The 26,030-nt window shown below is 69.1% G+C and carries 26 protein-coding genes and 1 tRNA gene; 8 read left to right on the top strand and 19 right to left on the bottom strand.

Annotation, left to right across the window (positions count from 1 at the left end; translation table 11 throughout):
• Positions 1-77: 77 nt before the first annotated feature.
• The 7 genes from FS769_RS10160 to FS769_RS10130 form a co-directional block, all read right to left on the bottom strand.
• On the bottom strand, positions 78-407 hold the full coding sequence (locus tag FS769_RS10160; RefSeq protein WP_144833026.1) for a hypothetical protein: 330 nt from the start codon (positions 405-407) through the stop codon (positions 78-80).
• Entirely contained in the window at positions 404-754 is a 351-nt protein-coding gene (locus FS769_RS10155) for a hypothetical protein (RefSeq protein WP_144833024.1), read from the bottom strand. Before FS769_RS10155 ends, FS769_RS10160 begins: the two co-directional genes overlap by 4 nt.
• Positions 751-951: a hypothetical protein gene (locus FS769_RS10150; protein WP_144833022.1), complete on the bottom strand. Its 201-nt coding sequence runs from the start codon at positions 949-951 to the stop codon at positions 751-753. Before FS769_RS10150 ends, FS769_RS10155 begins: the two co-directional genes overlap by 4 nt.
• A complete protein-coding gene (locus tag FS769_RS10145) occupies positions 948-1,670 on the bottom strand; it encodes a hypothetical protein (protein ID WP_144833020.1) in 723 nt (240 codons plus the stop codon). The genes FS769_RS10150 and FS769_RS10145 overlap by 4 nt, the downstream gene beginning before the upstream one ends.
• Positions 1,667-3,043 carry an AAA family ATPase gene (locus FS769_RS10140; RefSeq protein ID WP_144833019.1) on the bottom strand — a complete coding sequence of 459 codons (1,377 nt, stop codon included), beginning with the start codon at positions 3,041-3,043 and terminating at the stop codon, positions 1,667-1,669. The genes FS769_RS10145 and FS769_RS10140 overlap by 4 nt, the downstream gene beginning before the upstream one ends.
• Positions 3,040-3,507, bottom strand: coding sequence for a hypothetical protein (locus FS769_RS10135; RefSeq protein ID WP_144833017.1), 468 nt, complete (start codon positions 3,505-3,507; stop codon positions 3,040-3,042). The genes FS769_RS10140 and FS769_RS10135 overlap by 4 nt, the downstream gene beginning before the upstream one ends.
• Positions 3,508-4,254: 747 nt before the next feature.
• Positions 4,255-4,725 (bottom strand): hypothetical protein, encoded by a 471-nt coding sequence (locus FS769_RS10130; protein WP_144833016.1) that lies wholly within the window; start codon positions 4,723-4,725, stop codon positions 4,255-4,257.
• Positions 4,726-4,777: 52 nt separating this feature from the next.
• On the opposite strand from FS769_RS10130, the gene FS769_RS10125 reads away from it, so the two are divergent.
• The gene (locus FS769_RS10125) at positions 4,778-5,260 is read left to right on the top strand and encodes a hypothetical protein (RefSeq protein ID WP_144833014.1); all 483 of its coding nucleotides are present in this window, start codon (positions 4,778-4,780) and stop codon (positions 5,258-5,260) included.
• Between the two features lie 9 nt (positions 5,261-5,269).
• Here the strand turns inward: FS769_RS10125 and FS769_RS10120 are convergent, their stop codons facing one another.
• The 3 genes from FS769_RS10120 to FS769_RS10110 all read right to left on the bottom strand — a co-directional run bounded on the left by FS769_RS10120 (position 5,270) and on the right by FS769_RS10110 (position 8,895).
• Positions 5,270-6,769 carry a recombinase family protein gene (locus tag FS769_RS10120; RefSeq protein WP_144833012.1) on the bottom strand — a complete coding sequence of 500 codons (1,500 nt, stop codon included), beginning with the start codon at positions 6,767-6,769 and terminating at the stop codon, positions 5,270-5,272.
• Between the two features lie 249 nt (positions 6,770-7,018).
• Complete coding sequence (locus FS769_RS10115) at positions 7,019-7,915, bottom strand: type II secretion system F family protein (RefSeq protein WP_230705164.1); 897 nt, start codon at positions 7,913-7,915, stop codon at positions 7,019-7,021.
• A complete protein-coding gene (locus FS769_RS10110; protein WP_144833009.1) occupies positions 7,912-8,895 on the bottom strand; it encodes a TadA family conjugal transfer-associated ATPase in 984 nt (327 codons plus the stop codon). The genes FS769_RS10115 and FS769_RS10110 overlap by 4 nt, the downstream gene beginning before the upstream one ends.
• A 433-nt stretch (positions 8,896-9,328) precedes the next feature.
• On the opposite strand from FS769_RS10110, the gene acs reads away from it, so the two are divergent.
• The 3 genes from acs (at position 9,329) to FS769_RS10095 (ending at position 12,704) form a co-directional block, all read left to right on the top strand.
• Entirely contained in the window at positions 9,329-11,296 is a 1,968-nt protein-coding gene (acs, locus tag FS769_RS10105) for an acetate--CoA ligase (protein ID WP_144833007.1), read from the top strand.
• A 119-nt stretch (positions 11,297-11,415) separates the two neighbouring features.
• Positions 11,416-11,703: a WXG100 family type VII secretion target gene (locus FS769_RS10100; protein ID WP_144833005.1), complete on the top strand. Its 288-nt coding sequence runs from the start codon at positions 11,416-11,418 to the stop codon at positions 11,701-11,703.
• Between the two features lie 77 nt (positions 11,704-11,780).
• A complete protein-coding gene (locus tag FS769_RS10095) occupies positions 11,781-12,704 on the top strand; it encodes a hypothetical protein (protein ID WP_144833003.1) in 924 nt (307 codons plus the stop codon).
• A gap of 24 nt (positions 12,705-12,728) precedes the next feature.
• On the opposite strand, the gene FS769_RS10090 is transcribed toward FS769_RS10095, so the two are convergent.
• The 7 genes from FS769_RS10090 to FS769_RS10060 form a co-directional block, all read right to left on the bottom strand.
• Positions 12,729-13,157 (bottom strand): YbaB/EbfC family nucleoid-associated protein, encoded by a 429-nt coding sequence (locus FS769_RS10090; protein ID WP_144833001.1) that lies wholly within the window; start codon positions 13,155-13,157, stop codon positions 12,729-12,731.
• Positions 13,154-14,032 (bottom strand): WXG100 family type VII secretion target, encoded by an 879-nt coding sequence (locus FS769_RS10085; RefSeq protein WP_144832999.1) that lies wholly within the window; start codon positions 14,030-14,032, stop codon positions 13,154-13,156. The genes FS769_RS10090 and FS769_RS10085 overlap by 4 nt, the downstream gene beginning before the upstream one ends.
• The gene (locus FS769_RS10080) at positions 14,032-14,337 is read right to left on the bottom strand and encodes a hypothetical protein (protein ID WP_144832997.1); all 306 of its coding nucleotides are present in this window, start codon (positions 14,335-14,337) and stop codon (positions 14,032-14,034) included. The genes FS769_RS10085 and FS769_RS10080 overlap by 1 nt, the downstream gene beginning before the upstream one ends.
• The gene (locus FS769_RS10075) at positions 14,337-14,741 is read right to left on the bottom strand and encodes a YbaB/EbfC family nucleoid-associated protein (protein WP_144832995.1); all 405 of its coding nucleotides are present in this window, start codon (positions 14,739-14,741) and stop codon (positions 14,337-14,339) included. Before FS769_RS10075 ends, FS769_RS10080 begins: the two co-directional genes overlap by 1 nt.
• 73 nt (positions 14,742-14,814) lie before the next feature.
• Positions 14,815-15,525 carry a phosphatase PAP2 family protein gene (locus FS769_RS10070; RefSeq protein WP_144832993.1) on the bottom strand — a complete coding sequence of 237 codons (711 nt, stop codon included), beginning with the start codon at positions 15,523-15,525 and terminating at the stop codon, positions 14,815-14,817.
• A 134-nt stretch (positions 15,526-15,659) separates the two neighbouring features.
• Entirely contained in the window at positions 15,660-16,127 is a 468-nt protein-coding gene (locus FS769_RS10065) for a RidA family protein (protein ID WP_144832991.1), read from the bottom strand.
• Positions 16,124-16,342 carry a hypothetical protein gene (locus FS769_RS10060; protein WP_144833146.1) on the bottom strand — a complete coding sequence of 73 codons (219 nt, stop codon included), beginning with the start codon at positions 16,340-16,342 and terminating at the stop codon, positions 16,124-16,126. Before FS769_RS10060 ends, FS769_RS10065 begins: the two co-directional genes overlap by 4 nt.
• Positions 16,343-16,458: 116 nt before the next feature.
• On the opposite strand from FS769_RS10060, the gene FS769_RS10055 reads away from it, so the two are divergent.
• The 4 genes from FS769_RS10055 (at position 16,459) to FS769_RS10040 (ending at position 21,889) form a co-directional block, all read left to right on the top strand.
• Positions 16,459-19,191, top strand: a complete 2,733-nt coding sequence (locus FS769_RS10055) for a transglycosylase domain-containing protein (protein WP_144832989.1) — start codon at positions 16,459-16,461, stop codon at positions 19,189-19,191.
• Positions 19,188-20,111 (top strand): metallophosphoesterase, encoded by a 924-nt coding sequence (locus tag FS769_RS10050; RefSeq protein WP_222123924.1) that lies wholly within the window; start codon positions 19,188-19,190, stop codon positions 20,109-20,111. Before FS769_RS10055 ends, FS769_RS10050 begins: the two co-directional genes overlap by 4 nt.
• Before the next feature lie 114 nt (positions 20,112-20,225).
• The gene (locus tag FS769_RS10045; RefSeq protein ID WP_144832987.1) at positions 20,226-21,722 is read left to right on the top strand and encodes a hypothetical protein; all 1,497 of its coding nucleotides are present in this window, start codon (positions 20,226-20,228) and stop codon (positions 21,720-21,722) included.
• A gap of 90 nt (positions 21,723-21,812) precedes the next feature.
• Positions 21,813-21,889 (top strand) — tRNA-Pro (locus FS769_RS10040).
• 82 nt (positions 21,890-21,971) lie between these two features.
• Here FS769_RS10040 and FS769_RS10035 read toward each other — a convergent pair.
• Together FS769_RS10035 and FS769_RS10030 are read right to left on the bottom strand one after the other, a co-directional pair.
• Positions 21,972-23,576 carry a hypothetical protein gene (locus FS769_RS10035; RefSeq protein ID WP_144832985.1) on the bottom strand — a complete coding sequence of 535 codons (1,605 nt, stop codon included), beginning with the start codon at positions 23,574-23,576 and terminating at the stop codon, positions 21,972-21,974.
• A gap of 166 nt (positions 23,577-23,742) precedes the next feature.
• Entirely contained in the window at positions 23,743-25,773 is a 2,031-nt protein-coding gene (locus FS769_RS10030; protein WP_144832983.1) for an Ig-like domain-containing protein, read from the bottom strand.
• Between the last annotated feature and the right edge of the window lie 257 nt (positions 25,774-26,030).

Below are 26,030 nucleotides of genomic sequence, written 5' to 3'. Positions count from 1 at the left end.
GGTCCCGCTGCGTAGCCGCAGTCGCACACGACGAGATCCCCCGTCTCGGGCGACTTATCGACTCGGCAACCCACGGCTCAATCCGAGGAGCGGTTGAACGCTTCGCGGATGCGGCGCCGCTTCCGTTCGAGGTCTGTCTCGACGCCGGGGTCAACGCCGAGGGCGGCTCGCGCCTGCCGCTCCGAGTTGGTGCCGCTGTAGTCGGTCGTGCGGGCGATCGCCATTGCGGCCTGTCGCTCCGAGGTGGACAGGGAGTCGCTCGACGCCTCGCTGACGTCCTCGTTGAGCTCGAGGTCGTCGCCCGCGATGAGCGCGGCCTGCTTCTCGTCATTGCTGCGACGGGAGCGGAGCTCGGCGAGAAGAGCGGCCTCGCGGGCCTTGAGCTGTCGTGTGCTGCGGTCGATCATGACTGTTCTCCTTCGATGACGGGTGATGCGGCGGGGAGCATGCGGTCGTGCAGCGTGAGCCAGGCGACGGCCGCCCTGCGGTCAGCGGCGAGGGTCTGCGCGTGGTCGTACACGTCGCAGTGGGCGGATGCCTCGCACTCGGGGAAGATGCGCCCGTGAGTGTCGAGGAGCTCGCGGCACTTGCCGCACACCATCACGCACGCTTCGCCCTCTCGCTCGGGCGCCGACACCGCCGGACGGCGAAGCGCAGAGTGCGGCGTGAGGATGACATGGAACGCCTTCGCGGCGATCTCGCGGTCACACGCGACGCAAGCGAACGGCGCGAGCGTGGTCGAGGCGACGCTCACGATGTGCCCTCGGCCGCTTCGGTCATGGTCGAGCGGATGCGGGCGACCTCGAGCATTACGCCGAGGACTGCGACGGTATCCCCGTCTCGGTGCTCGATCGCGTCGACCGCGCACCGGGTGATCTCGTCGAAGAGCTCGGCGAGCGTCCACGTCCGGTCATCCGGTGCGCCGAAGTCTCGATCGACCGACGTGCTCAAGCGGCCTTCTCCTTCGCCGCGGCCTTGCGCTCGGCGGCCTGCTCATCCGCGCGGGTGATCCAACGCGACAGCCAGCCGAGAGAGTGCTCGAGCTCGTCAGCGGCGAGGCTCGCGATCACGTTCGGATAGCCGCCGTCGTTGAGATCGTCGGCCGCCGTCTTCGGGGCGACGTGCGCCGGAATGGCCATGCCGTTTGCGATCTCGGCGGAGCCGGCGAACAGGGAGACGACGGCGTCGAGGCGAGCCGACGCATTGCGGGTCATCTCGAGCGCGGTCGACAGGCGCAGCGAGCAATCGGCGGCTTCGTCTCGTGCGGCCTTGCGCAGCGCCTCGAGGTTCTCACGCACCGCCGCCATGTACTCACTGCGAGCGGTCGTGAGGTAGCTGCCCGTCGAGGCCGCTTCGAGTTCGAGATCCTCGACGGCCTGAGTCGCCGCGACCTTCCGCGAGCGCACCTCCGCCGGGTCGACCTTGCCGCCGGTGGCGCCCGCGATGATCGCCTCGGCGTTGGCGAGCTCGTCGAAACGCTCGAGCATCGTGCGGGCCGATGCGAGCTTGCGCTTGATCTCGGCGTCGGCGTCGAGGGCCTTGTCGAAGGCGGCAAGCGCCTTCTCGATCGCAGGTACTCCGGTGCCGCGGACGACGAGCGTCGTCGTGAATCCGGCGCCCGAGGCGGCGCTGTAGCCGACGGACTCAATGCTCATGCTGGTGGTGGTCATGCTTCATCTCCTTTGTTGAGGGGGAACGTCTTGACGGTGGGGAGGGTCAGCCAGGTGCCCTGGCCCTTGCGCGTGGACTTGAGTCGTCCCGCGTTGATGAGGTCGCCGACGTAGGTCTGCGCGGCGCTTCGACTGCCGACCTCCCACTCGACGAGGTTCTGAACGAACTCGGAGCGGGTGATGCCCGTCGATCCGTAGGCGCGAGTGAAGTGCGCCAAGGTCTCCTCGAGGCGAGCGGCCTGCTTGCCGGAAGGGCTGCCCTCGCCGGGGGCGACTGCCTTGAGGACGAGGGTGTCGTGCTCCTCGATGCGCTCGGCGCGGAGCTGCGCGATCTCGCCGTCGGTGCCGTCCTTCTGCTTGACGGCCGTGAGCGTCAGCATCCCCGCCTCGCCGGCCAGCTTGAGGACGGTGTCGACGTTGCCCTCGAGTGCACTGGCGCCTCGGTAGTCGCCGGACTTGCCGGAGTGGTGGACGAGGAGGACGCTCGTCTTGCCCTCGCCGGCGCGCTTGATCTGCTCGGCGGCATTCGTCACCCGAGTCATGGCCGTGTTGTCGTTCTCCTCGGCGCCGCCTGCGACCTTGACGAGCGTGTCGAGGATGACGAAGCGGAAGCCACGCTCGCGGACGAGCTCGGTGAGTTCGGCCACGTCGGCATCGCTCGTGAGGTTGACCGGCTCGGGGTAGATGAAGAAGTCGGGGATCGGCTTGCCGCCGTTGAGTTGCCAGGCCAGAGCCGCGACGCGCTTCTGGATGCCCGCGACACCTTCGGCGGCGATGTAGAGGACCGGTCCCTGATCGACGGGGCGCCCCGCCCATGAGTGGCCGAGGGCGACGCACGCGGCGAGCCACAGGGCAAGGAACGTCTTGAAGGTGGCGGGCGGTGCGTAGAGCATCGCGACGGTGTCGAGATTGAGCACGTCCGGCACGAGGGGATGAAGCGGCGGGCGATCCATGAGTGCGGCGTAGTCGAGCATGGCGCTCGCGACCGGCGGTCGATCGTTGCCCTCGTCATTGAGCTCGCGGGCGATCTGACGACGCTCGCGCTCACGGTTCTTCCGCCCCTGGTATTCGAGCGCCTCGAGCAACTTGCTCGGAGTCTCGAGGGGGCGGATCGCGCGGGAGAGGGCGCCGTGTCGATACCCGCGCTTCGCGGCCTTCTTCGCCGCGCGAAGCTCGTCGCCCTCCATCTCGGGCGCCGCATCGACGATGCGTCGGCAGACCTCACGCTCGACGATGTACTCGCTTGGGACACGCATCGCCGCCGCGTGGGCCGCGGCCTCGATACGCGCAGGGTCTTCCGTGCGCCGGATGCCGTCGAGGATGACGGAGAAGTCCGCCTCGACGTCAGATCGCGACCGCGGGACAAGACTCATGCGCGACCCTCGCGAAAGACGATGTCGGCGACGATCGCCTCGGCCTGCTCGCGCTGACGCTGGTGCTCGTCGGCGTGGCGGCGTGCGACGCGCTCAGCGGCCGTGAGACGGACGATCTCAGCCTCGTAGTACGCGAGGCGCTCCTCGGTCGACGTGGGCGGCGTGGTGAGCTTCTGGGCCGCGCGCTGCGAGGTCTGAGCGGTGACGGCCTGCGCGTAGCGAAAGGCGATGCGTCGGCGCTGCGTGGAGGTAGATCCCTCGGGGATGACGTCGGCGGCGTCGGCGCGCTCGAGCCAGACCGCCTCGACGTCAGGGTCGGAGAAGCGGTCCGGCTTGCGCCCCTGCTCTTCCCGCACTGTGGCGGGAAGTCCTGCGGCGAGACGCGCCTCGCGGTGCGCAGCCCATCGGCTCTCCATTCCGCGGCGACCGGCGGCGCTCTGTCGCGGATCGATCTGCCCGCTCATCGCAGCGCCGCCGAGGGGCGAAGGAGAAGAGCGAGGCGAGCACGCGACGAATCGCTGAGAGGCGGCGCGGCGCTGGCGATGCGGGAGGCAACGTCCCCCTCCGGGGTGGCGCTCTCCGCTTTCGTGTCAACTACCATGCTCGTCCTTCCGAGAAGGGAGCGTCATCCGCCGGGGACGTTCCCCTGCGGCGTTTCGTTGTAGCTGACAGTTATGACTGTAGGGCCCGGTCCGACATATGTCAAACGAAATAGTCCTCTGACCGGGAGTTTCACTGAGTATCTGAGTTCTTGGCGAATGGTCATCACTCTTCTCTGCACCCTGCCGTGTCCAGCGGCTTGTCCAGATCCCAGGCCCCTATAGGGGGGCCTGTCCTGGACGGACAGCTTGGACGATCTGGACAACTTGGACGAACTACGGAATACCCGCGGAATGACGCGGATCAATGCCGTCGCCTGTCGACCTGGACAACCTGGACAGCCGGTCGGCCGCGAAGTCTGTCCAAGTCGCAAATCTGGACAGAGTGAGGAGTCGGAGTCGGCCCGTCGCCTATGTCTCGCACGCGATCAGAGTTAGGGGTCGCCGGTCACTTCCGTCGCCAGCGGCAGAGGGCGCAGCGCCACAACGTCGCCGCGCAAGGCTGAGTAGTTGAGAACGTGCATAACGTCGCTCGGATACGCCGAGTAAGCAACGGCGCCCGCTGTCGCTATCCGGGCGTACCCGACTGAGTAGTTGCGTGCCGGGAGCGTCTTATCCGGGATGCGGATAGTCGTCGAAGCTAAGACGAGCGGCGTCCACCGAATGCGACAGCTTGGCGATGGTAAGCAGCGTGTTATCGAGCCATTCGTCGCTGATCGCGAAGGCCTCGGGCTTACTACCCAGGCGCCAGCGGTAGAGGCGCTGCTCATCGTCGATCGTCGCGGGGCGGGCGTGCAGAACGGCGTTCCGGAGCGTCGCCGCCTCGGACAAGGCCTCGCCGCCGGCACGGATGAAGGCGGCGACCTCTGCCTCACTGATCCGCTTCGACGCGTCGAGCAGTCGCGATGCAATCGTTCCGGTGGTCTGCCCTGCGAGGTGGCCCGCGGTGAGACTGTCCGGTACACAGGCGCGAAGCCGGTAAAGGTCGCCGAGGACGGTCCACTCGAGCGAGGACACCGCGTAGGCGAGCTCACCGATCCGTCGCAGGTAGTCGTCGCCAGGAGACGCGAAGCGAGAGATCATCAGCCGAGGCTAGCGGCGACTCGCGCACCGGCGACGTCGATACGATCGCGACATGACGACCCGAATGACTGTCGCCCTGTCGGTACTTGGACTAGGGCTGGCCGTCGCGGCGCTAGCCGGCATTCCTGCATTCGTGGAGAACCGAGCAATCGGGGACGCCATGACCGTCGCCGGGTTCGCCGTGACCGCGGTCGGCCTGGTTCTGGTTCTGCTCGCGGCCCCAGGACAGCGGCGTCAGAACAGATTTATCGAGCGCAGCACGAAGGTGGACATCGAGCAGCTCAAGGTCGAGCGTCGCGCGCTTCTTCGCACGAAGGCGGAGATCCTGCCCAGGCTGGTCGAGGCTCGGAAGTACGAGGAGCGAACGCGAACCGATCGAATCATGGCCGGGAACCGTCTGAATGCGCGCGAAGAACTCCGCCTCGTGGAAGGCGAGAACAGCGTCAATGAGGACAGCCTTGAGCGGAACACGAACGAATTTGCGCGCATCGGCATTGATGACCCGGACAAGGGGTTGAATAACCGGGATCTCTAGAGGGCTCCGCTAGTCGTGCCACTCAAAGTCGACGGTCTTCGCCATTGCCTCGTCGCTCATATTCCGGCGGTTGCCCTGCCCGACTGAGTGGACGATGACGGTCGCGAGCGCCTCGAGGATCGCACGCTTGCGCCCGAGGCTCAGCGTGTCCCATGTTGCCCGTACGTCGCTCGCGCCCACGATGCCCGCGAGCGCGTCGACGTCGGCGCCCGAGCGCAGCTTTTCGTCGATCTCGGCGACGCGGGCGTTCGCGCGCTTCGTGAGTCGCACGCGCTCGGCGCGGTCAATCAGCCCGTCCATTTCGTCGTCGCCCGCCTGACGGATCGCGGTCGCGAGGCGCTCGCGCTCGGCGCGGAGGGCGTCGGCGTCGCCGCGCTCGCGATCGTCGAGGAGGTCGACGGCGTCGGGGCGGGCGAGGCGGGCGACGATGACGCGTTCGACGAAGCGGTCGAGAGGGTCGCCTCGTCGCATGAAGTGAGCCATTGAGCCGCACCGGTAGCTGTGCACGCCCTTCTCGCCGCCGCCGGCGCGGATCGGCATGCGGCACACGCCGCACACTGCGATGCCTGACAGGAGCCAGCGACGGGAGGGGCCGGGGGACGTCTTGCGCTCGGGGTGCTCGAGTCGCGCCTTCGCGGCCTCCCACTCTTCGACGCTGACGATTGGCTCCCAGCGCCCCGGCGTTGTCGTGCCGCGGGTGAGGGCGCGCTGGTCGTACTTCTCCGCGGCCTCGAGCGGCATTCGAGCGCAGTAGTAGGGAGACATGAGCATCCGGCGCAGCGTTGTCGGGGTGAACGGCACGCCCTCGGGGTGACTCTTGGTGGGGACGGTCCGTCGCCCTCGTGCGTTGAGGTCGCGTGCGATCGAGCCGAGGGCGACCCCCGCGAGAAACGCGCTGTAGATCTCTCGCACGTCGGCGGCGCGGTCATTGTCGCGTTCGGCCGGCGTTCCCGGCTCGCCCTTTGGGCCGTCGATGACGTAGGCGTCGCCGTCGCCGCGGTCCTTCGTCGGGACCCATCGGTAGCCGTAGGGCACGCGACCCGAGGTCGGGATGCCGCCGCTCTCGCGGGCACGTCGCGCGTTGTTCGCGTTCACCCGTCGCTCGGCCTTGATCTCGACCTCGGCGCGGGCGACGGAGGTGAGAAGGTTCGCCATGAGTCGCCCGTTGACCGTCGTGAGGTCGATGTTCTCGTCGATCGTCACCACAGCGACTCGAGCGGCCGCGAATGCCTCGAGGGCCGCGAGGGATCGCCCGAGGCGGTCGAGCTTGCGCACGATGAGCACGTCGAAGCGACCGGCGCGCGCATCCTCCAGCATCCGGGAGAAGGCGGTGCCCGCCTCGCGCGCTTTGTAGCCGCTCACGTTGTTGTCGCTGTAGACCTCGACGACGTCGAAGCCCTTGGCCGATGCCAGGTCGCGGCATCGCGCGATCTGATCGGCGAGGAGCTCGTCAGCGGCGACCGACTGACGGGCGTAGATCGCGGCGCGGGTCTGCGACTTCGGGGTCATGACCTAAGCATGCCCTAATGCGACAATTGCCGCCATCGTGGCGACCGCGTACTCGGCCGTCGCCGCCCCCCGTTCGTCGAGGAAGAGCGCACCCGCCCGCGCCGACGTGAGGGAGGGAAACGGGAGCAAGGAAGAACCCGAGTCGCGATGAGGGAAGAGAGGCATGTCGTTCTCCAGGGGTAGAGGTGGGGAGGGGATGACTCCGCGGGCCGACGGCGAGCGGAGGGCGCGGTCGCGCGGGATCGCGGGTCAGGGGAAGGCGTTCGATCGGACGATGCCGAGCACCAGCGGAACGACGGCGAGGAGGAGGAACGCGGGGAGGGTGCAGACGGCGAGCGGAAGCAGCAGCCGCGTCGACAGCCGCGCTGCGGCCGTTCGCCCCTCGGTGCGCGCGCGGTGGCGGGCGAGCCACGCGTCGCCGCGGAGCAGCTCGACGGCGGGGACACCCGCCCGGGTCGCCAGATCGAGCGTCCGCTGCACGGCCGCTGTCGCCTGATCGTCCTCCCCGACGTCGGCGAGGCCGCCCATAAGCGCGCTCGCGCGGTCGACCGACACTCCCGCCGACAGCGCGACGGCCCACAGCTCGGGCTCCAGACCCGGAATGCGTGCGGCCGGGCGAGCTCGGCGCGCGAGCGCTCTCGTCCAGAGTCGCGCCCCGACCATGAGGAGGCCCCCGATGACCAGGCACGGCGGTCCGAGGGGATCGGTGACGAGGATGCTCACGGGGTCGAACCCCATCGCGTACCCCATCGGCACCCCGAGCACCGGCAACCAGCCGAGCAGCCGGGCGGTCGAGGTGGGCTCGGCCAGCGCGACGGCCACATCGGCCGACACCTCCGAAACATCGCGCAGCGCCACGACGGCCCCGCGCAGCGTCTCGGCAAGGGGAGCTCCGGTCTCGACCGCGACGCTCCAGATCGCCCCGACCCCGATCCACGAGCCGCCCGCGGCGACCAGCACGGGTCCGACGTCGACGCCGCGTCGCGCGGCATCCGCTGCGGCGTTCACGACGGCACCGCCTCCGGCTGCGAGGTGCGACCACGCCGCCGCCGGTGCAGCGCCCCCGGCCATGAGCGTCGCCAACCGCGCGACGGTCTCGATCGCGTCGTCGTCGCCCGCGGCCGGACGGGCGGAGGGCCGTGTCACTCCCACTCCCGCGCCTCGATCAGCAGTCGACCGTCGCGAATCGCGGGTCGCCCCCATGCCGCGACACGGCGGCGCCCGGCGACACGCTCCACGTGCACGATCGCCGCAATCGCCCCCGCCGTCTGCCGTGCCACCGCCCCGGCATCCATCCCCGCGAGAGCGCCCAGGGCCTCGAGCCGGGGCGCGACGTCGACGAGGCTGTTGGCATGGAGCGTCCCGGCTCCCCCGTCGTGGCCGGTGTTCAACGCGAGCAGCAGCTCGCGCACCTCTTCGCCGCGCACCTCGCCGATCACGAGCCGGTCGGGCCTCATGCGCAGCGCCTCGCGCACGAGACGCGACACGGGGATGCCTCCGACGCCTTCGATGTTGGCCTGGCGCGCTTCGAGAGCGACGTGATGGGGGTGCGCTGGTCGCAGCTCGGCGACCTCCTCGATCGTCACGATCCGTTCGGTGTCGGCGACGCAGCCCAGGAGAGCGGCGAGGAGAGTGGTCTTCCCGGCCCCCGTCGCGCCGACGATCAGCAGGTTGTCGCGCCGAGCGACGAGTCCCTCGAGCCGGCCCCTCTGCGCGGCGTCGAACATGCCGGCACCTTCGAGCCTCGCCATGTCGGGTGCGGACCACACCGGCACGCGCACCGAGATGCACGTCCCGGTCGCGGCGACGGGCGCGAGCACCGCGTGCACGCGCACCCCTCGCGCCCACCTCACATCGACGCAGGGAGAGGCGTCGTCGAGGTGCCGCCCTCCGCGCGCGATGAGGCGGACGGCGAGTCGTCGCACCTCCGCCTCGCTGGCCCGCCACGACGGCACGCGGACGATGCCGTCTCCGCGGTCGACGAAGAGGCCCCGTTCGCCGTTGACGAAGAGATCGGTGACAGTGGGGTCGTCGAGGAACGGGCGGAGGAACGCCAGCGCCGCGTCGTCGCGATCCGCGTCCGTCGCGTCGACGACGGACGGAGCGGGGAGGGAGGGAATCGACATGACGACGACCGTAGGGACCGGTCGACCGCGCCCGCTGACCGGATCGGTCGATCGGTGGAGAGACGGAGCGATGAGTCATCTGGGGAGGAACCCCGCGCCTCGTCGCGCGGGAGGACCGTCCGAAAATGAAGGGGGCGGCATCCCTACAGTGGGGGGCGAGGGATGCCGCCACGCGCCGGGGAAAATTGGGGGGCTCCCCCGACGCGGTGCCGGAAGCGATGTTCGGGCGGTAGACAGCGTACGCGCGCCGGAGGGCGCCACCAACTTTCCAGACGTATGCAACGCGATATATCAGTTGTTTCCCTGCTGCGCCGACCGATCACCGCGATGCCAACTATCGGAGGTGGCCCGTGTCGGAGGGTGTCGCTAGCGTGACCGACGTGACGACGCTGCGCATGGGCGCCGGCGTCCGTGAACGCGAAGGAGCGCCGCGATGAGCAGCCAGATCGACCACCTCCTCAACGAGACCCGCCGTTTCGCCCCGTCGGCCGCATTCGCCGACGCCGCGATCGGCGACCGGGCGCTCTACGAGCGCGCCGCCGCCGACCGCGAGGGCTTCTGGGCCGACCAGGCGCGGGAGCTGCATTGGCACACGCCCTTCACGAAGGTGCTCGACTGGTCGAATCCGCCCTTCGCCGAGTGGTTCGCCGACGGCGAGCTCAACGTCGCCTACAACTGCCTCGACCGCCACGTCGACGCCGGCAACGGCGACCGGATCGCCTTGCGTTGGGAGGGCGAGCCGGGAGACACCCGCAACGTGACGTACGCCGAACTCACCGACGAGGTGAAGCGTCTGGCGAACGTGCTCACCGATCTCGGCGTCGAGAAGGGCGACCGCGTCGCGCTGTACCTGCCGATGATCCCCGAGGCGATCTCGTCGATGCTCGCGGTCGCCCGCATCGGCGCGGTGCACTCCGTCGTCTTCGGCGGATTCTCGGCCGACAGCCTGCGCGCGCGCATCGACGACGCGGGGGCGAAGGTCGTCATCACGGCCGACGGCGGCTGGCGCAAGGGAAAGGTGTCACCGCTCAAGCCCGCGGTCGACCAGGCCCTGGCCGATCGCAACGGGTCGGGCGTCCAAGAGACGGTCGAGCACGTCGTCGTGGTCAAGCGCGGCGGCAACGAGGTCGAGTGGACCGATGAGCGCGACCTGTGGTGGCATGACGTCGTGCCCCAGGCATCCGGCGAGCACGAGGCCGAGGCCTTCCCGTCCGAGACCCCGCTGTTCATCCTCTACACCTCCGGCACGACGGGAAAGCCCAAGGGCATCCTGCACACCTCGGGCGGATACCTGACGCAGGCGGCGTTCACGAACCGGGTGGTGCACGACGTCCACCCCGAGACCGACGTGTACTGGTGCACCGCCGACATCGGCTGGATCACCGGGCACACCTACGTCACCTACGGTCCCCTCGCCAACGGCGCCACACAGCTCCTCTACGAAGGCACCCCCGACACCCCGCACCCGGGTCGCTGGTGGGAGCTCATCGAGAAGCACAAGGTGTCGATCTTCTACACCGCGCCGACGGCGATCCGTTCCTTCATGAAGATCGGTCGCGACGTGCCGCAGAAGTTCGATCTGTCGTCGCTGCGCCTGCTCGGCTCGGTCGGTGAGCCCATCAACCCCGAGGCGTGGGTCTGGTACCGAGAGATCATCGGCGCCGACGAGACGCCGATCGTCGACACCTGGTGGCAGACCGAGACCGGCGCCATCATGATCTCCGCGCTGCCGGGCGTCACCGAGACGAAGCCGGGCTCGGCGCAGGTGCCCGTGCCCGGCATCTCGATCGCCGTCGTCGACGACGCGGGCGAACCGGTCGGCAACGGCAGCGGAGGACTCCTCGTGGTCACCGAACCCTGGCCGAGCATGCTGCGCGGCATCTGGGGCGACCCCGACCGCTACCGCGAGACGTACTGGGAGAAGTTCGCCGACAAGGGCTACTACTTCGCCGGCGACGGCGCCCGCCTCGACGACGACGGCGACGTGTGGCTGCTCGGCCGCGTCGACGACGTCATGAACGTCTCGGGGCACCGCCTCTCGACCGCCGAGATCGAGTCGGCCCTGGTCGGTCACGAGGGCGTCGCCGAGGCGGCCGTGGTCGGCGCGAGCGACGAGACCACGGGTCAGGCGGTCGTCGCCTTCGTCATCATCAAGAGCCGCTACCTCAAGCAGAACCCCGTCGAGGGGCTCGGCGACGAGCTGCGCAAGTGGGTCGGCCAGCAGATCGGCCCGATCGCCCGCCCGCGCGACGTCTACATCGTGGGAGAACTGCCCAAGACGCGCTCGGGCAAGATCATGCGCCGCCTCCTCCGCGACGTCGCCGAAGGCCGCGAGGTCGGCGACACCACGACCCTCGCCGACACCGCCGTCATGAGCGTCATCAGCGCCCAGGTGAAGTGAGGAAGATCCCGGATGCCGTGATCCATGGCATCCGGGATCTTCAACGTTCGAAAAGCACGGGGAGCGGCCGTCGAGCTAGGTACTGTGGTGTCGGGAATCGACATTCGAGGGGGACGAGGATGGCGGATCGCATCCGGATCGATTTTGGCCGCGTCAGCCAGACCGTCGAGACGCTTCGCAGCGCGTCGTCACGCATGGGCGCAGAACTCGATCAGCTGGACGCACAGCTCGCTGCCATGGAGAGTGGTTGGCAGGGCGAGGCGCGTGAGGCGTACTCCCTCGCGCGGACGCGGTGGGAAGAGCAGATGCGCGCCATGCAGGCTCTGCTCGACGGCTGCGCCGAAGTGCTCCTACGGACCGGGACGGCGATCGCCGACGCCGAGTCGGCGCTCGCACGTTCATTCTGACCGCCTTCCCCCTCCTCCCGCGAGTGGCTGCACCCGCAATCGGTCGCGGCGATGGGTTGCGCACGTAGACTGCGACCGTGATTTTCGGCAAGCGTAAGCGCGAGGAGGCTCTGCGCGAACGGGCCCAGCTCCGAGCGGAGATGGAGGGCAGCGGGTGGGCCTGGTTCGCCAGCCAGCCCGCACCTCCGTACGAGCTGCGCGAGGCAGCTCTGCGCGGCATCCGCCGCAACGACATCTGGACGGTTGCGGTGATCGACGTCGCCGAGGGGTCCGTCGCCGGGCACCGCTGTCGCGCGGGCCGCCTGATCGGGTACGAATACGGCACGACGAACAGCGGCATTCCGCACGGAGATCGGCGGGAGACGAACGCGGTGTGGATCGATCTGCCTGCGCCTCTCCCCGAAATCAGACTGGTCGACGCTGCATCGACGCAGAAGGACTACGGGCTCCCACTTCCGCCGCTGGGTCCCGGGCGCACGGCTGACGGCCGTTGGACCGTCGAGGGATTCGTGCCTTCCTTCGCCGAGGACCTTCTGACACCGCAGACCCTCGATGTGCTCGCAGAGATGGTTTCCGTGAGCGCCGTGGTCATTCGCGCCGGCGTCGTGCTCGCCTACGGCTTCGAGCCCTACGACGCAGGCCACATCCGCAGCGTCGCGACGACGCTTGCGGGCGTGATCGAATCCGTCCCCGAACGCGCATGGGGTCGCGCCGATCCCCTGGTCGCGGGCACGGGGGTCTTCCCGCGTCGTCTCGAGGGTGGTGCCGGACTCTCCCTCGGCCAGCGCCTCATCCGCCCGGACTGGAAGGGGTACGGCCTCGAGGGCAAGGTGCCATGGCAGGAGGCGCCCGACGCTCAGAAGCACGTCACGATGTCGCGCCAACAAGCCATCGACGTCTGGGACGTTCCACCCGGCACGCCGACTGGTGTGTATGTGGGCACGCGGTCGGGAGGCTCGCACCTTCCGACGGTCGCGTCCACGATGGGCGGCGAGCGGTAGACGACGGCGCGCCACCGCGCGATGTCACTGCTGGCGCGCAGCTTCCGTATCATCCAGGGCTGCCAGAGGGCCCCGCAATCCACCCGTGACCTCTGCCACGAGTGCAGCAGAAGCCTCGGAGTGGCCGGTCTCGTCGACCGCAGCGATCAAATTGCCCTCCAGATCGAGCAGCGCCTCGCGGATCGTCGTCGAGACGAGCCGTCCCAGGACCTGTGGGCCCAGCGCGGCTCCTCGCGGCGTGATCTGCAGATCGGTCAGAAGGCCCCGGGCCGACACCGTCGCCGTGACTTCGCCGAGGTAGGACGAGGCTGTGCCCCGCGCCGCGTCCATCGCCCGCTGAGCGGCCAGGATCTCTTCTCCGCGTGCGCGCGCAGCGGCGTACTGCGCCTCACGCAGGGCGAGGCGCTCCCGCGTGGGCTGCGGTACCCCTGAGGAGTCGCCGGGGCCGCTCACGACTCGGCCCCCGCTTCGGTGGACTTCGTGATGCCGCTGTTGATGCCCTTCACGGCGTTGACGAGATCGACGGACTGGACGCTGACCAACACGTCGACCTTTCTGTCGAGGGTGCCTTTGATGGTGCCCGCGTTGATCTCGAACTTGCGTCCGAACTGCGTGAACGTCTCGACGATGTCCTGTATTCGGCGCATGACCTCCTGGATCTTCTCCACCCATCGCGCGACCTGGGGTACGCGTTGGGCGATCTTCGCGCTGCACTGGGCGACGACGGCCGGCAGGCCGACGCCCACGGTCGCCATGGCGATGACGACCGCCTGGATGAGCTGACCGACCAGATCAGCGATGATGCCCTTCACGATCTCGTACACGACTTGCACGACGGAAGCCGCGAGACGCAGTCCGTTGGCGTTGCTGTGGGCGGCGTCGGCCAACGAGCGCATGAGGGTCGTCAAGCCGTTGGCGACGGTCTCGTAGCCGGTGGCCGCCGCGCCCTCCCACGACTCGCGCAACCCGGCGAGCGCGCGGTCGCGATCGTCGGCGATCGCGGTGAGCGCCTCCCCCACGTTGTCCCAGGTCCCGCCGAGCGCACGCACCATCTCCGGACTCCCGGTGAGGAGTTCGAGTTCTTCATGCAGCGGGCTCATGTAGTCGAGGAGGAACGCCGCGCACGACGATACGAGCGTGGCAATGGGGTTCGCGATGACGCCGACGACGTCGAGAGCCGATCCGGCGACGTCGATCACGCCCGAGGTGATATTGCCGTTACCGAAGTCGCGAACACTGTCGGCGATTCCTCCCGCGATGGGAATCGCCCCGAGGATGGCTTCCCCGCTCGCTCCGCTCTCATAGGTGGGCGCGACGAGCAGGGACATCAGATGACCTTCGCGATCTCGGAGGCGAGCACGTCGTCGAGGAGGGCGTAGGCGCTCCCCGCTGCTGAGACGGCGGTCGCCTCTGCGGACAAAGCGAGCTTGAGTGCGCCCAGCCCCGCAACCGTGGTCGCTTGCTGCGTGCCGACGACGGGTACGAGGAAAGAGCACAGCAGCCCGAAAGCCTCGGGCGAGAGAGAGACCGCTTGCAGCGCCGCAACCGCCGCCGCGTCGAACCTCTCCGCCGAACCGTGAAGAGCGGACGCGTGCGCGTGCAACGCGTCGGCCTGGACATCGAGATCTGTCATCAGCGATTCTCCTCGTCTGTGATCCCGTCGACCGCTTGAACACGACGGAAAAGCTCGTCCAACTGCGCCGAGAAGTCAACGGTCTGCTGGGGGAGGTAAGGCTGCAGGATGGCCGCCTGCAAAGGCTCGGCCTGACGCTTGACGTCGTCGATCGCACGCTCCGTCGCAGTGAGGATCGCCTCCGCGATCGAGCGACCATCCGAGCGAGAGACCCCGGCGGACAGAGTCACCCCCGTCACGATGCCCTGGTGATCGACCGTCACCGTCGCCTCGTCATCTTCGCTGCTTCCCACCCCGGTGAGAGCGGCGAGCTCCCCCGACAGGTTCTCCGCGACGTCGGATAGCTCCTTGGCTTTTTCCAACTGACCGGCGATCGCGATCAGCATCTGCGCGGCGTCGTTCATTCGAGCCCTCCCCCCGGTTATTGGCTCGGCCCGATGCTATCGAACCTCATGCCGCGCACGGGGAGGGTCCGGCTCACCGGCGTCGGGCGTCGACCACTTCCTGCGCCCGTGCGACGACGAACGCCAGGAGGGCGCGCACGGCCGGGAAGATGCCCGCCACCCAGATGACGGATGCCACCGCGTCGCCGACGTAGTGCACGCCGATGTACACCACCGACAGCATCATCGCCGCGACCAGCACGACGCCCACTCCGATCGCCAGGGCGCGCCAGCGGGTCGCCCACGACACGCAGATCAGCGCCGCGGCGAAAGCGGCGACGAACGCGACGTGGCCGCTCGGGAACGACGGGTCGGCCGTCGTCCCGACGGCGTTCACCACCTGCTCCGACAGGCCGGGGCGAGGCCGCTCGACGACGAGCTTGATCGCTTCGGCCGAGCCCCAGGTGAGCGCGATCGTCCCGACGAACGCGAGGGCCGCCTGCCACCGACGCGTGGCGAAGCCGACGACCGCCGTCGCCACGACCATGATCCCCGCCGCCGAGACCGGTTTGACCGCACGATAGAACCCCTCCGCGATCGCACCGAGGGCACCGAGGTGCGAGCGGTGCACGACACGGGAGAGCCCGACGTCGAGCGGCACGAGCCGCAGGAGGAAGCCGACAGCGACGAGCACGAGCACGGTCGCCACGGCGGTGAGCACCAGCCGACGCGGGTGGGCGGCGGGGGCCAGGAAGGGGTTCGAGGCGGCGGCGGACGACGCGCCCGGCACGACGGAGGTGGTCATGAGCACGAATGATCCTCCCCGCCACTTCAGAATCCGCCGTGACCGGCGACCGGCGGCACGACGAAGGGGGCGCCCCGACACGCGGGACGCCCCCTTCGATCCGGATGCCGAGGAGTCGGCATCCGGAATTCCGCTCACGCGACCGAGAAGACCACCTCGACCTCGACGGGGCTGTCGAGCGGGAGCACCGGCACTCCCACCGCGGAGCGCGCGTGCGCCCCGGCCTCGCCGAAGACTTCGCCGAGGAACTCGCTCGCACCGTTGATGACGCCGGGCTGCCCGGTGAATTCGGGGACGGATGCCACGAAGCCGGTCAACTTCAGCACACCGGTGAGGTTGTCGACGCCTCCCACGAGCGCGGCGGCCGCCGCGATGGCGTTCAGCGCGCACTGACGGGCGTAGGTCTTGGCATCCGCGGGGCTGACGAGCCCGTCGGTCTCGCCGACCTTGCCGGTGGCGGGGAGTGCACCCTGCACCATCGGAAGCTGGCCCGAGGTGTAGACGAGGTCGCCGTGGCGCTTCGCCGGGATGTACGACGCCACGGGCGGCACGACCGCGGGCACCTCGACGCCCAGAGCGGCCAGACGCTCCGAGACGGTCACTGCTGCCCCTCGAACTGCTTGGCGGCGGTCTCGGCGGCACCGAGACCCGCGTTCGCTGCGCCTCCGCCCGTCGGGCGCTTGAGGTAGGCGACGAGTCCACCCTCGGGGCCGGTCACCACCTGCACGAGCTCCCAGCCCTGCTTGCCCCAGTTGTTGAGGATCGCGGCGGTGTTGTGGATCAGCAGCGGCGTGGTGAGGTACTCCCACGTGATCATCTCGGGCTCCCGGAGGTTGCTCGGAGCGCGCAGCATCTGCGCGCGGGGGCGGACGCGTACGCGCGCAGGGCTCACCTTCGAGGCATCGCCCAGCAACGTCGCTTATCCTCAAGCCTATGCCCGAGAACAAACGAACGGCTAGCGGTGCCCTCGGCGGCATCGTCGGCCTCGTCGGCCTGAGCGCGGTCGCCGGACTCCTCGTCACCGCTGCCGTGACGCCCGCCATCGCCGTTTCCGGCGCGGCGGCCTCCAGCGCCATCACGATCTTCGACAACATGCCGAGCTACCTGCAGCCCGACGAGCTGATGCAGCCGACGACGCTGATGGCCGGCGACCAGGTCCTGGCCAAGTTCTACGACCAGAACCGCTCCCCGGTCACCTTCGACCAAGTCAACCCGGTCATGTACGACGCGATCCTCTCCTCCGAGGACCCCCGCTACTACCAGCACGGTGGTGTCGACCTCATCGGTACGACCCGTGCACTGCTCAGCAACGCCTCGGGCGGCGAGACGCAGGGTGGATCCTCGATCAGCCAGCAGTACGTCAAGAACGTGCTCGTGCAGCGTTGCGAGCGCGACGCCCGTGCGATCCCCGCCGTGGAGGCGACGGACAGCACCCCGGCGGTCGAAGCCAAGAGCCGCGACGAAGTTCTGCAGGCGTGCGCGCTCGAGGCCATCCAGTCGGACGGTGCCGCGGGCTACCAGCGCAAGCTGCAGGAGATGCGCTACGCGGTGCAGCTCGAGAAGGAGTACACGAAGGATCAGATCCTCCTCGGGTACCTCAACATCGCCAACTTCGGCGGAACCACGTACGGCATCGACGCCGCCGCGCGGTACTACTTCAACACCCCCGCCGCGAACCTGACCGTCGGACAGTCCGCGATCCTCGCCGGCATGGTGCAGAACCCCAACCGCTTCCGCATCGATCTGCCCACCGGCAGCATCAGCGACGGCGAGACCGCCTACAACAAGGCTCCCGACGGCTCGATCGACGATGTCGACCAGGGCACAATCCAGGCGCTGTACACGCTGCGCGACAACGGCGAGATCACGCAGGACCAGCTGGTCGCCGCCGCCGACGGCTACAGCGAGACCAAGGGCCGCCAGCTCTACGTGCTGAGCCGCATGGAGGCCGACGGCAAGATCACCCACGAGCAGTACGTGTCGTTCGCGATCGAGCCGATCACCCCGGCGATCACCCCGACGACCCAGGGCTGCGCCGCCTCGGCCGCCCCGTACTTCTGCCAGTACGTGGTCTCGACGATCCTGAACTCCCCCGCGTTCGGCGAGGGAACCGACGACCGCGTCAACGCGCTGCGTCAGGACGGTCTGACGATCCAGACGACCCTCGACTGGAACGTGCAGAACGCCGCTCAAGAGACCATGAGCGAGAACGCGCCGACCAACCTCGACCCGGCCCGCTACGACAACCTGAAGTTCGGTGCCACCGCCGTCAGCCTCGAGGCCAAGACCGGTCGCCTGCTCGCCCTCGCGCAGAACACGAAGTTCACGCAGGACCCGACCCTCGCCGACTCCGACCCCTCGTACAGCTCGATCGTCTTCGCCGGCGATTCCGACAACGGCGGATCGATCGGTTTCAGCGCCGGATCGACGTTCAAGCTGTTCACCCTCATCGACTGGCTCGAGAAGGGGCACTCGCTCAACGAGACGCTGAACGGTCGCCTGCAGCCCGTCCCCAACATGAAGAACTCGTGCCAGGGTCCGTGGGTCAACACCACGAAGTACACGATCAACAACTTCAACGAGAGCCGCGGCTACGTGGGAACGCCGATGATGTTCACGCGCGACTCGCTGAACACGGGCTACCTCGCCATGGCCGCCGAGCTCGACCTCTGCGACATCGCCAACGTCGTGAAGAAGATGGGCGTGAAGACGGGCGACGGCAAGGAGATCTTGATGGCGAACGCCAACGAGGTCATCGGTAGCGACAACATCTCGCCGATCGCCATGGCCGGCGCCTTCTCGACGGTCGCCAACGGCGGCACGCGCTGCCCCGCGAAGGTCATCGACAAGGTGACCGCGGCCGACGGCTCCGAGCGCCCCATCCCCGACCAGCAGTGCGAGACCGCACTGACACCCGAGATCGCGGCGACCGCCGCGTACGCCCTCCAGGGCGTCATGCAGGGTGGCGGAACGGGTTCGCAGGCCAACCCCGGCGACGGCACCCCCGTGCTCGGTAAGACCGGTACGCACGAGGCCCACGAGACCTGGATGATCGAGTCGTCGACCAACGTCACGACCGCGGTCTGGGTCGGCAACTGGGACGGCGGCACCGTCAGCCTCTTCCAGAAGTTCGCCAACGGCCTGCAGCTCAGCGACATGCGCTACCGACTGGCACGTGACGTGCAGCGCGCGGCCGACGACGTCTACGGCGGCGACCGCTTCCCCGACCCCGCGAGCAACCTGCTGCGCACGCAGCAGCGCGACCTCCCGAACGTGGTCGGCCAGAGCATCGACAGCGCGACCTCGACGTTGCAGAACGCCGGCTTCCGCGTGACGGTCGGAGACCCGATCGATTCCGAGCTCGGCGGCGACCGCGTGGCCGCGCAGAACCCCGGTGGCGGCTCCGCCCCCGCCGGTTCGCAGATCACCCTGAGCCCCGGCAACGGCAAGGGTGGCACCGTGCCCGACGTGGTCGGCCGCAGCATCAACGCCGCGCAGAACGATCTCAAGAACGCCGGTTTCACCAACTTCTCGATCGGCGACTGCAAGAAGAGCGACAAGGCCCCCGATGGCGGCCAAGTCACCGCCAGCAACCCCGCCGGCGGCACCGCGGCCAACAAGGACACCCCGGTCGTGCTGAACGTCAGCGCGAAGGACTGCCCGTGAGCCGCGCCTCCCGCGTCGCCGCCCTCGCGCCCCTCGGGGTCGCGGGGGCGGCCGCTGTCGGGGCGGCCGTCTGGGGCATGGGCGTCGAGCGCTACCTGTTCACGGTGCGCTACCACGCCCTGCGCGTGCTTCCGAAGGGCGCGGAACGGATCCGCGTCCTGCACGTTTCCGACGCGCACATGGCGCCCTGGCAGCACCGCAAGCAGGAGTGGATGGCGCGCCTGGCCGACCTTTCGCCCGACCTCGTCGTGAACACGGGAGACAATCTCGGTCATCGCGATGGGCTCACCGGCATCCGGACCGCCTTCGCCTCCCTGCGCGGCGTCCCCGGACTCGTCGTGCACGGCTCGAACGACTACCAGGAACCCGCGCCGCGCAATCCGCTGCGCTACTTCCTCGGACCGTCCGGGCACGTTCCGGCTCACAAGCACCTCGACATCGATGCCCTCGATCGGTTCTTCACCGCCGACCTCGGGTGGAAGGTCCTCGACGACACGGCCGTCTCGCTCGAGGTGAAGGGCACGCGGATCACGGCCTTCGGCGTGAACGACGCGCACCGCAACTGGGATCGGCCCGAGCTCATCCCCCCGGTCGTCTCGAGACTGGATGCCGGCGACCTCACCCTCGGTGTGATGCACGCCCCCTACCGGCGCACCCTCGACGCCTTCACCTCGTTCGGCGCCGACGTGCTTCTGGCCGGGCACACCCACGGCGGACAGGTGCGCATCCCCTTCAGCAGCAAGGCGCTGGTGTCGAACTGCGACCTGCCCCTCGACCAGGCGCGCGGTCTGAGCGAGTGGACGCACGACGGGCGAACGGTGCCGTTGAACGTCAGCGCGGGTCTCGGACACTCCATCTACGCCCCCGTGCGCTTCGCGTGCCGGCCGGAAGCCACGCTGCTGACGCTGCTGCCTCGCTGACCGCTTCTGCACAGCACCAGAACGGACCGATCCCTCCACGGATCGGTCCGTTCTCGCATCGGCGGCGATCGCCCCTCACGCAAGATCGAGTCTCTTCCAATCGAAGGGACTCGCATGCAGCACTCACCACCTCCGTCACGGCGCCGTCGGGCGGCGTTCGCCGCCGCCGTCGCCGTACTTCTCGGCGCCGTCGGCTTCGCGCCCGCCGCGCACGCCGCCGACCAGGGCACCGGTTTCGGCACCTGGGCGCCGTTGTCGTCCACGGGTTGGCACGGATCGATGCGCGTCGGCGACGTGCACACGTACTGCATCCACCCGGGGCTTCCGGTGGCGACCGGTGACACGACCGACCACGGCGAATCCTCCGACGTGAACGGCCTCAGCCCCCAGCAGCTGGTCTCGATCAACCACCTCGTCGGCACCTACGGTCAGACCGACGACCCGGTGCAGGCGGCGAGTGTCGGCTGGGCGGTCAAGGCGATCGTCGACCGCGACACCACCCTGCATTCGTGGGGCTACACCGGCGACGATCTGCGCGGCGCCATCGACCACATCATGCGGCGGGCCAGCCCCGAGAACAACGTCTCGGTCCAGAACCTCGCTCTGACCTACCTCGCTGAGGCCGAGGCGTTGGCGGTCCCGCGCGTCGGCGGAACGCTGACCCTCACCACGCAGGCAGACGACCCCACGCGCGGCACGGTGACCGCCGACGTCGACCCCACGGCGTCGGGCACGCTGCGGCTCGAGAACGCCGTGTTCGCCGACACGGGCGCCGCGGAGCGATCGGGGGTCGTGGGAGGCATCGTCTACCCGATCTCCGCCCCGGTTCCCGCCGCGAACGACGGACGACCCTATGCGGTCCGCGCGACGGGGACGTTCACCGTCGAGACCGCCGCGATCCGTTCGTACACCACCCCCGATCAGCAGCAATCAGCCGGGCCCGCACGCCCCACGACCTTCGAGCTGACCGCCGAAGACGCCACCACGCGCCCCGTGCGCTTCGCGCCGCACATCTCCACCTCGGCGCACCTGCAGGACGGACGATTCGTCGACGAGGTCGCCGTCGAGAGCGACGAGCCGTGGCCGCGTCTCGAGGACGGCTCGTTCGTCGTCATCTCGGCCACGGCCGACGTGTTCGCGACCAGCTCGTTCCTGGCCGAATCCGACGAGATCCCCGCGGGGCTGGACCCCGTCGCGCACCTCGAGCTCCGCACCGATCCGGCCACGGGAGGCGGCGTCTACCGGGTGCAGAGCGACACCCTTCCCGGCCCCGGCGTGTACACCGCCGTCTGGCGCATCGATCGCGGCGCCCAGGATGCCGAGACCATGGAGCACCTCTCTCCCGGCTTCGTCTTCGTCGAGAGGTTCGCCTCCCCCTCGCAGACGACGCAGTGGGGGGATCCTCCCCCGGTGCGGGTCGACCCGACCCCCGCGGCGAGCACACCGCCGCCCGTGACGTCGAGTCCGCCCGCGTCGACTTCGGCCGCCCTCGCCGCGACCGGGATGTCGGCGGCGGCGATCGGAGGAACCGGCGGGATCGCGGCCGTCGTCCTGGCGATGGGGATCGCCGCGTGGGGCATCGCGCGGAGAAGAGGCACTCCGCGCACCTGATCGCGCACGAACGGCCTCGATCATGACGCGCCCGGGTCCTGCCGTGGTTCGGAGCATCCGCTTCGACAGGGTAGACTTTTCAAGTTGCAACGGGGTGTGGCGCAGCTTGGTAGCGCGCGTCGTTCGGGACGACGAGGCCGCAGGTTCAAATCCTGTCACCCCGACCACAACACAGAAGGCCCTCCGCGGGATCGCGGGGGGCCTTCTTCCTGTCCGGCGGATGGATGCGCCGCTCCGTCGGCTCGCGGGTCACCGGGCCGGAGGCGGCGAATCGCTCGTGGTCACGAAGATCGGCGACGTCGAGACCTCCTGCGTCGAAGACGCCGCGGTACCGGTGACCGCGGCCAGGCGCGCCCCGTCGACGCTCGTGACCGTCAGGTACGCCTTGCCCGTCGCCGGGAGCGTCACCGACGTCGTCGAGGTGTCCGCCGACGACCGGGTCGTGCGCCACATCACCCGCGTGGTGACCCCCTTGTCGTTCGAGAACACGTACGACTGCACGTCGCCGGCGAGCGTGTCCGTGCGCACGTAGTGGAAGCCGTCGAGTTGTGACCGCAGGACGTAGAACGCGACCGCGGCCTTCTTCGGCTGGAACCCCTTGACGTTGTCCGTCGCCTGACGGAACAGGCCGAAGTTGTACTCCGTCTCGGTCGGGCCGTAATCGAGCGCCTGGTACCAGTTGACGAGAGCGATCTGCGGGCTCGCCTGCGGCGCGATGAAACTGTAGACGAGCCGGTCGGCCTGCTGTTCCTCGGTCCCGACCTTCGCGGGGTTGCCCTTCTGCTCGGTGGAGATCGACCACCCGACTTCCGTCATGTACAGCGGCTTGCCGACACCTCGATTGTTCTTCTTGATCAACCGCGTGATCTCGTCGGCGACCTCGCCCAGGCGCTGCGGCGTGAGCCCGTAGGGGTGGTACGAGAAGGCGTCGCCGTAGGCGACTCCCCCCGCCGAGAAGAAGTCGCGCCACCAATCGAGGCTGACACCCGCGAGTCCCCCCGCGACGATGACGACATCCGGATGCCGCGACTTCACGAACGGATAGACGACCTTCGCGATGTCGAGATAGCACGCCGCCGTCGCGCCGCAGGCGCTGTTGTTCGTGCCGTTGAACTCGTTGAGCATCTCGACGGTGGTGACGTGGGGGTGCGCGGTGAGGAATGCGTCGATGTACTTCGCGTACGCGCGGATCGCCTCGGGCGACGACGGGAGGCGGCCCCCGTCGTACAGGGGATTGCCGCTGCCGGCCGTCCAGACGAGCGACATGTCGTTCTGATCATCCTCGTCGAGCGTGCGCTGGATCGACGGCGGGGTCGAGTATTCGCCGGCCGACAGCTCGAACTGGCTCCAGTACACCGAGTCGCGTCGCGACGAGAAGCCCAGTCCCTTCAGCATCGGGATCAGACGGTCCATGTTGACGCTGTAGACGCTGTTCGGGTGCGCGCTCAGGGTCTGCACGCTGTAGTAGCGATCGTCCGCGGGGGCGGGGCCGGTGACCCCGAACGCGGCGGTGACGTCTCCATCGGACGGCGAGGAGAGGGTCACCGTGTAGTAGCCGGTCGGCACCCGCTGCGCGACGTCGATGGTGAGGGATCCGTCGTCGGGCTCGGCGGTGCCGGAGACCACCTCGTGACCACCCTCGTCGGCCACGCTCCACGTCACGCTCGCGCTCGCCCCCGACACGGCGAACGACACCGCCCCCGGGTCGGAGAAGATGAGCGTCGGGTTCTCGAGGACGAGATGCGACGACGAACTCACCCGCTGCACTGCGAACGTGAGGACGAAGGCGGCGACGACCACGGCCGCCACGACGAGAACGATCGTGGTCGCCCACGCTGCGCGTCGGGTTCTCATCCGTTGCATCCTTCGCGGGCTCCGTCGGGCACGTCAGCTCATCGTAATCGCGCGACGAGTCGGCGCCGTCCCCCGCGTCGCGCGCACCGACCCGCGGTCGCGACAACGAAAGCGCCCCCGACGCCTTCCGAAACGGGAAGGCGCCGGGGGCGCTGGCTCATCAACCTCAGCGGGCCGAGCGGCGCACCTTGCGGAAGCCGAGGGCACCGAAGCCCGCGAGCAGGAGTGCCGCAGCACCCCATGCGAAGGGAGCCACGTCGCCCATACCGGTCACGGCGAGGCCGCCACCGTTACCGCCGTTGCCCGCGCCACCGTTGCCGGATCCACCGTTGCCGTTGCCGCCCGGAGCGGGGGTGCCGCTCGGGGAGGGCGACGGCGCCGGAACGGCTGCGACGGCGAAGCTGACCGTCGCGGTGCTGGAGACACCCTCGACGGTCTGGGTCGCGACGACCGCGTAAGAGCCCTCACCGAGGGCGGCGGGCAGCACGATCGACCAGGTGCCGTCTTCGTCGACAGTGGTCTCGCCGACCTTGGCGTCGTTGATCGTCACGACGACCTTCGCACCGGCGACACCGGTGCCCGAGACCGAGGTGGGAACAGCCGCGCCGCTGTAGGTGGCGCCGTCCTGGATGCCCGAGATGGTCGGAGCCGACGGAGCGACCGTGAACGACGAGGTGGCCTCGGCGGAGGTCTGCCCGTCACGCGCCTGAACGGCGGTGACGGAGTAGGTGCCGATGCCGAGGTCGGTCTTGACCGACCACTGTCCGCTGGCCGAAACCTTCGCGGTGCCGGTGGCGTCGCCGCTCAGCGTCACCGTGGCGCCGGCGAGGCCGGTGCCCGAGATGGCGGTGAGCTCGTTCTCGACGATCGAGCCGTCGACGGGCGAGACGATGACCGGGGCCTCGGCCTTGACGACGACCGAGGCGTCGACCTTGGCCGAGGTGTTGTAGCCGTTGACGGCCTGCAGCGAGAAGTCGTAGTCGCCCAGCTTGTCGGGGGCGGGGAAGCTCCAGTTGCCGGAACCGTCGGTGGTCGCCTCGAAGGCGTCGCCCGCGGCGGGGGTGACCTTCACGGTCGAACCGGCGGGCGCGGTGCCCGAGATCGTGCCGCCCACGGCGACCGATCCGCCGTCGGCGGGGGTCGTGAGAACGGGAGCGTCGATCTTCAGCGCCACGGTGTAACCACCGGTGCGCTCGAGTCCGGCCTGGAGGTCGGCGGCCCAGAGGAAGGCACCCGTGGGGTCTCCACCCGAGACGACGCCCACGGCGGTCGAGCCCTGGAACACCGAGCCGCCGGAGTCACCGCTGAGGACGGTGCCGGGGGCACCCTCGACCGCGAATCCGTAGACCCAACGGGCATCGCCCGCCTCTTCTTCCACCTGCACCCAGCCCTCGGCCGTGACGGTGCCGCTGGTGAGCCCCGTCGTGCGACCCGACTTGGACGCCGGCTTGTCGAGCTGGGCCTTGCCCACCGCGCGCACGTCGGTGGTCGACTTCGACAGATCGCTCGGCGTCGACCAGTCGGTGATCTCGGGGAGCAGATCGAGCGTGACGTTGGTCACGTCGATGGTCGCGATGTCGACCGACGAGGCGTTTCCGTTCGCGCCCTCGCTGTTGCCCGGGCCGCCGAACTGCGAGAAGCCGAGGGTTCCGAGCGGAGCACCGATCGCGGGCTGGGTGCCGCCGGCGGCCTCGTCGCGGGAGGGGACGGTGAGGAAGCTCTGCGTGAGCGTGCCGTCGGCGTTGCAGTGGCCGGCGGTGATGACGGCGGGGTCGCCCTCGGGGGTCCACCCGCTGAAGCCGACCGAGCACAGGGCGCCCGAGGTGTCGTCGATGGGCGAGACGTAGCCCGCACCGCCGACGACGTCGGTGGCGGCCAGGGCCGAGATCTTGCCGATGTTCTTGACCACGACGTTCGAGGTGGAGTCGACGAAGGCCTTGGCGGTGCCCTCGAGCTCGGCCTCGTCGGTCGAGGTGAAGATCACGACGTTGCCGGAGCCGTCTTTCGCGACGCCCTCGACCTGGTCGTTCTCGGTCATCAGCTTCTTCGCCGTGGAATCGAACTGGGGTCCCGAGGTCGGGGCGGTGGACTCCGCCTCACCGGCGAAGGCGACAGCCGGGGCCAGGAGTCCGGAGGCGGTGAGCGCCAGAGCGGCGGACGCACCGGCCCACCCCAAGCGCTTCATGTTTCGTGTCATCGTCTCTCTCACGTGTCTCGTCGGAAGACGCACGGCGAGCAGGACGGGAACCGCGATCGGGCCCCCACCCACCTCTCAGCGTCGCGCCTACCCTACGACAACCTGAACGTTCGTTATGAAGTTCTTTTCGCTTTCCGTCATTCATGAGAGGACTCTCATGCTTCCCCGGGATCGTTCGGCTGCGTCTCCTGTCTGCAGCCGACGCCGTGGAGCACTTCGGGATCGAACCACCCGCGGCGGAACGCCTTCCCGTGGGG

The sequence above is a fragment of the Microbacterium sp. BH-3-3-3 genome (assembly GCF_007679045.1).
GTDB lineage: Bacteria > Actinomycetota > Actinomycetes > Actinomycetales > Microbacteriaceae > Microbacterium > Microbacterium algihabitans.
The sequence above is the reverse complement of the archived record's forward strand: the minus strand, read 5'-3'. Positions and strand labels throughout refer to the sequence as shown.